This is a genomic window from Bradyrhizobium sp. (assembly GCF_017881085.1).
Taxonomy (GTDB): Bacteria; Pseudomonadota; Alphaproteobacteria; order Rhizobiales; family Xanthobacteraceae; genus Bradyrhizobium.
Genome location: NZ_JADGRI010000025.1, coordinates 22,050 through 28,049, shown reverse-complemented (window position 1 = coordinate 28,049; position 6,000 = coordinate 22,050). Strand labels below are relative to the sequence as shown.

Annotated in this window: 5 protein-coding genes and 1 pseudogene; 5 read left to right on the top strand and 1 reads right to left on the bottom strand. The window is 62.9% G+C overall.

Annotated features, from left to right (window positions below; all coding sequences use genetic code 11):
* From QZ213_RS04310 to QZ213_RS04290, 5 genes and pseudogenes are all read left to right on the top strand, one after another.
* Positions 1-216: pseudogene (locus QZ213_RS04310) on the top strand (branched-chain amino acid ABC transporter permease); the annotation flags it as partial.
* Positions 213-965: an ABC transporter ATP-binding protein gene (locus tag QZ213_RS04305; protein WP_291684818.1), complete on the top strand. Its 753-nt coding sequence runs from the start codon at positions 213-215 to the stop codon at positions 963-965. The pseudogene QZ213_RS04310 and the gene QZ213_RS04305, both read left to right, overlap by 4 nt.
* On the top strand, positions 958-1,674 hold the full coding sequence (locus tag QZ213_RS04300) for an ABC transporter ATP-binding protein (protein WP_291684817.1): 717 nt from the start codon (positions 958-960) through the stop codon (positions 1,672-1,674). The genes QZ213_RS04305 and QZ213_RS04300 overlap by 8 nt, the downstream gene beginning before the upstream one ends.
* An 83-nt stretch (positions 1,675-1,757) precedes the next feature.
* Positions 1,758-2,876 carry a cobalamin-independent methionine synthase II family protein gene (locus QZ213_RS04295; RefSeq protein ID WP_291684816.1) on the top strand — a complete coding sequence of 373 codons (1,119 nt, stop codon included), beginning with the start codon at positions 1,758-1,760 and terminating at the stop codon, positions 2,874-2,876.
* Positions 2,848-4,056 (top strand): NAD(P)/FAD-dependent oxidoreductase, encoded by a 1,209-nt coding sequence (locus tag QZ213_RS04290; RefSeq protein ID WP_291684815.1) that lies wholly within the window; start codon positions 2,848-2,850, stop codon positions 4,054-4,056. The genes QZ213_RS04295 and QZ213_RS04290 overlap by 29 nt, the downstream gene beginning before the upstream one ends.
* 147 nt (positions 4,057-4,203) lie before the next feature.
* Here the strand turns inward: QZ213_RS04290 and QZ213_RS04285 are convergent, their stop codons facing one another.
* Entirely contained in the window at positions 4,204-5,265 is a 1,062-nt protein-coding gene (locus QZ213_RS04285) for a class I SAM-dependent methyltransferase (RefSeq protein ID WP_291684820.1), read from the bottom strand.
* Positions 5,266-6,000 lie beyond the last annotated feature (735 nt).

Genomic DNA, 6,000 nt, shown 5'->3' with positions numbered 1-6,000 from the left:
CTGATCGGCGCCGTGGTGTTCCGGATGCTGCAGGAAGTGTTTTCGACCATCACGCCGCAATACTGGCAGTTCTGGATCGGCCTCGTGCTGGTCGTGATCGTGCTGGTCGGCCGCCAGCGCATGCATCGCTGGGTGTTGTGGGCGCCGAACCTGGTCATCCGGCAACTTGCCGGACGCAAGGCCACCGTGATCGTTCCCGAGGGGGACACGCCATGACGGTCGCCCTGGAAACAAGGGGACTGGAAAAGCACTTCGGCGGCCTCAAGGTCACGCGCGACCTTTCGCTCAGGATCGAGCAGGGGGCCCGCCACGCCCTGATCGGCCCCAACGGCGCCGGCAAGACCACGGTCATCAACCTGTTGACCGGCGTGTTGAAGCCAGACGGCGGCCGCATCCTGCTGGAAGGCAACGACATCACCGATCTGCCCGTGCACGCCCGCGTGCTGCGCGGGCTGTCGCGCACCTTCCAGATCAACCAGCTCTACGCTGATTTGACGCCGCTCGAGACCATCGGGCTTGCGGTATCGGAGCGGCTCGGCCGCGGCGGCGACTGGTGGCGCCGCATGGGCACCCGCGACGACGTCAACGCCGAGATCGCCGAAAATCTCGAGCGCTTCCATCTGCTCGACGTCATGAACGATCTCACCGCGACCTTGCCCTACGGCAAGCAGCGCCTCCTGGAGATCGCGGTCGCGATTGCCGCCAAACCGCGCGTGCTGCTGCTGGACGAGCCCGCCGCCGGCGTTCCCGAAAGCGAGCGCCACGATATCCTCAAAGCCGTCGCCTCCCTGCCGCGCGACGTCACCGTGCTCCTGATCGAGCACGACATGGATCTGGTGTTCTCGTTCGCCGACCGCATTTCGGTGCTGGTCAGCGGCGCGCTCCTGGTCGAGGGACCGCCGGAGGAGGTGGCGCGCGATCCCCAGGTCAAGGCGGTCTATCTCGGCGAGGCCGCCGATGTCTGACCTGCTCACCATCGAGAACCTGCGCGCCGGCTATGGCGAGGCGGTGGTATTGCCCAACATGTCGCTGCGCCTGCCCGAAAGCCAGGTGCTGGCGCTGTTGGGCCGCAACGGCACCGGCAAGACCACGCTGATCAATTCGATCGTCGGGGTCACCAGGCGGTTCGGCGGCACCGTCGCCCTTGGCGGGCAGGACATCACCGGCATGCGGCCGGACCAGCGGGCGCGGGCCGGCATCGGCTGGGTGCCGCAGGAGCGCACTATTTTCAAGTCGCTGACGGTGGAAGAGAATATGACCGCGGTGGCGCAGCCGGGGCCGTGGACCGTGGCCAAGGTCTACGAGATGTTCCCCCGGCTGAAGGAACGCCGTAACAATTTCGGCAACCAGCTTTCCGGCGGCGAACAGCAGATGCTGGCGATCGGCCGCGCGCTGACGCTCAATCCGCGGGTGCTGCTGCTGGACGAGCCGACCGAAGGGCTGGCCCCGATCATCGTCGAGGAACTGCTCAGGGCGCTCGGCACGATTACCCGCTCGGGCGGCATCTGCTCCATTATCGTCGAGCAGAATGCCCAAAAGATATTAGGGCTGGCCGACCGCGTTGTGATATTGGAGCGCGGCGCGATCGTCCATGACGCGGCCAGCGCCGCGCTGAAGGCCGATCCCGCGGTGCTCGAACGCTTCCTTGGCGTCTCGGGGGCCGCGGCACATTGATGCTATCTTAACATGTTTTCTTCACGCGGACCGGTACGGTATCCACTTCGCTAAGACGCTTTGATTTTTCGGGAGAGAAGACCATGCAAAGAACAAAAGCCCCGTTCCGCGCCGACGAGGTCGGCAGCCTGCTGCGGCCGCCGAAGATCAAGGAGGCTCGCGCCAGGCTCGAGAAGGGCGAGATTTCCGCCGATGATCTGCGCAAGATCGAGGATATGGAAATCGAAAAGGTCGTGCACAAGCAGGCCTCGATCGGGCTCAAGCTCGCGACCGACGGCGAATTCCGCCGCTCCTGGTGGCATTTTGACTTTCTTGCCAGGCTGACGGGCTGCGAGTTGTTTCATCCCGACACGGGCATCCAGTTTGCCGGCGTCGAGACCCGGCATGACGCGGTGCGGGTGATCGGCAAGCTCGATTTCCCCGACAGCCACCCGATGCTCGACCATTTCAGGTTCCTGAAAAAGCACTGCGATGTCGCGCATGTCATGCCGAAGATGACGATCCCGTCGCCGGCGGTGCTGCATTTCCGCGGCGGCCGCAAGGCGATCTCGAAGCAGGTCTATCCCGATCTGGATGTTTTCTACGAGGATCTCGCCAAGACCTACCGCAAGGCGGTCAAGGCCTTCTACGACGCCGGCTGCCGCTATCTGCAGTTCGACGACACCGTATGGGCCTATCTCTGCTCGCAGGACGAACTGAAGAAGGCGCGCGAGCGCGGCGACAATCCCGAGGGCCTGCAGGAAATCTACGCGCGCATCATCAACTACGCGATCGCCGAGCGGCCGGCCGACATGACCATCACCACGCATGTCTGCCGCGGCAATTTCCGCTCCACCTGGATTTCGTCGGGCGGCTACGAGCCGGTCGCGGAGACCATGCTGGCCGGCACCAATTACGACGGCTATTTCCTCGAATACGATTCCGATCGCGCCGGCGGCTTCGAGCCGCTGCGGTTCCTGCCGAAGGGCGACAAGATCGTGGTGGTCGGTGTCATCACCTCCAAGAGCGGCGAGCTCGAAAAGAAGGACGACATCAAGCGCCGGCTGGAGGAAGCCTCCAAATACGCGCCGCTGGATCAGCTTGCGCTGTCGCCGCAATGCGGCTTCGCCTCGACCGAGGAGGGCAATTTGCTCACCGAGGAAGAGCAGTGGGCGAAGCTGAAGCTCGCGGTCGATGTCGCGAACGAGGTGTGGGGGAAGTAGCGAACTCCCTACGGAGGGCGTATTGCGGAGCCTTGATGCGATCATAGTGGGTGCCGGCCCTGCGGGGCTGGCGTGCGCCGTGACGATGCGCGCCGCGGGGCTCGGCGTGACGGTGCTGGAAAAGGCCGACAGTGTCGGCGCCGTCTGGCGGCGGCACTACGACCGGCTTCATCTCCACACCGACCGCAACCGTTCCGGCCTGCCGGGCATGGCGATGCCGAAGGCCTATCCGACCTATCCCTCGCGCGCGCAGATGGTCGAGTATCTCGAAAGCTACGCAGCGCGCTTCGACATCCGCCCTGTCTTCGGTACGACGGTATCCCGCATCCGGCGCGACGGTTCGCACTGGTGTGCCGATGCAAACGGAAGCCCGCTCACCGCTCCCGTGGTCGTCGTCGCAACCGGCATCGCCGATGCGCCGTATCGCCCCTCGTGGCCGGGGCTGGAATTGTATCGTGGCGCCGTCGTCCACAGCAGCGAATACCGCAATCCCGCGCCGTATCAGGGCAAGCGCGTGCTGGTGGTCGGGTTCGGCAATTCGGGCGGCGAGATCGCGCTCGATCTGGCGAATGCCGGCATCGATGCCGCGCTTGCGGTTCGAAGCACCGTTCAGATATTGCCGCGCGAACTGCTGGGTTTTCCGATCCTGGCGTGGGCGATTCTATATCGGCGCTTGCCCGCGCGCCTGGTTGATTTCATCAACGCACCGATCTTGCGGCTGGCTATCGGTCGGATCGAGGACCTCGGATTGCGTCGCGCGGCCAAGGGACCGCGCCAGATGGTCGAAGAAGACGGGCGTGTGCCCTTGATCGATATCGGCACGCTCGACAAGATCAGGGACGGCGCCATCAAGGTGCGCGGCGGCATCGACCGGTTGACGTCCGATGGCGTGATATTTAGCGACGGCAGCAGCGAAAAATTTGACGCGATCATCCTTGCGACCGGCTTCCGTCCCGACCTGCGCCAATTGATGCCTGACGTGGAAGGCGTGTTCGACCGCCATGGAATGCCGCTGGTGACGGGTAAGGCCACAGCCGCGCCCGGGCTCTATTTCTGCGGCCAGATCACCTCGCCGACGGGACAATTGCGCGAAATCGGCATCGAGGCGCAGGGGATTGCAGATAGTGCGAAGGCGTATGCGGCACTCTTGGGTGAGCGCTACCCGGCAGTGAACTCATGAACCTGCCGGGCACGCAGCCTGCCATAGTTCGCTGATAGCGACCAAATTCCTCAGCCCAGCGAAATGACGCGATTGCCAATAACGGACACCGGTCGGATGCCAGCTTCTTGTTGACACCCAGATCGAACGCACTGCCGCTCTACTCTATCAAGCGTGCACCTCGAAGATCATATTGAACGGCGTCTCGGTTGCACGCCGGAAGCGCTTGAAGCCCGCTTCGGTCGCGACCTGGCGCAATCTGCGTTCGCCTGCCTGCGCACCGAGCCCCAAGGCCACCTCTTGAGAGAGCGATGCAGGCGTGCAAATGAAGGTCGAAGCGTTGTAGAAGATGCGTCCGACCGGGTTGAGATTGTCTTTGAGATGGTCATTGGCAAACGGCTCGACGATCATCCACGCCCCGTCCTTGGCAAGCGCTTCCTTTACATGCTTGCCCGCGCCCACGGGGTCTCCCATGTCATGCAGGCAATCGAAAAATGCCACCAGATCATAGCCGCGGGCTGGAAAATCCTTGGCGCTGGCCTGCGCGAACGTGATGCGGTCGCCGACGCCCGCTTCCTTCGCAAGGGATTTGGCGCGTTCGATCGAAGGCATGTGGTAGTCGAATCCGAAGAATTCGGACTTTGGATAGGCCTGCGCCATTACTATCGTTGAAGCGCCGTGACCGCATCCCACGTCGGCGACCCTGGCGCCGGCCTTCAGTTTCTCCTCGACGCCATCGAGCGCAGGAATCCAGTTCGAAACCAGGTTCGCGTTGTAACCCGGCCTGAAAAAGCGTTCGGTGCCCGAGAACAGACACTTCGAATGCTCGTGCCAGCCAACACCTTTCCCGGTTCGAAATGCGTCTGCGACCTTGGGTTCGTCGAGGTACGTCGACTGCACGACGTCGAACGCACCGGCGAAGAAAGCGGGCGATTGCTCTTCGGCGAACGCCATGGCTTGCTCGGGGGAGAGCGAGAAAGCGTCCTTTTCGGAGTCATAATCGATATATCCGGACGCAGCCTGGCCGCACAGCCATTCGCGCAGGTAACGCTCATGCAGACTCGTCTTCTTGGCGAGTTCGGACGGGGTGACCGGCGCCCCGTCGGCCATCGCCTTATAAAGCCCGAGGCGATCGCCGAGCAGCACGCTCGCGCCGGCAAGTGACACGCCGAGGTCCCCAACCAGCTTTCCCACGAGCTCGTTCAACTTTTCAGGATTCGGCTCACGCATAGCAGCCTCCTTTGGGTTTGTTGTCGTCGTTGTGGCACTCAAATCAATCGCATTCGCGCGGCCCGCGCGGAGCCCGCTAGGCCTTCGAGTCCGAGGCGCTCTCCTTGATCATCGAATTTCGGATCGGCCGGCCGAAGTTGTTTGCCGGTGATGGTGGTGGTGGCTTCGGGCGAACTTGGGACACCCGCGACCTGGGCCATTGCCGAGGTGCGACCAAGGACGAAGAGAAGCGCCCGCAAACATGCTGCAACTGGATTCCATGGCTGAACACTCCCGTTCGAAGCTGTGCCTTGCGGAAGGGGTCGTTCGCTTAGACGCAGAATGCTCAAATTGAGTCGCCCAACCTTCGTTGAGGTTCAAAATGCGGGGTCAGAAAAGAGCCGTGGGATGTCGGTTCCGGGTCCGTTTTCGGACCTCGGCGCGGATGTCAAGCTTGGCATTCTCCAGCGGTGCAGCGGAAGAACTTGGAGAACGCGTCATCGACATTGGCTGCGGGCCGGGCTTCTGGTGTGAGAGCATGGCTGACGCGGACCATGCGGTGAAATGTTGCGAAGGCCTCAACCCACCTGCAATCTGGACTGCAACCTTGCCGCGTGGTATGGACTGGGCATTGAGGACGACAAGCATGTTGACGGGTCTCTACGAGCTTCAGCGCTAGCAAACATCGGGTCGGTCGGGCAGCCGACCTGCGTATTGCCGCCGTGCCTCATGGGCGCCCTCTGTTGTTCAAGCCGA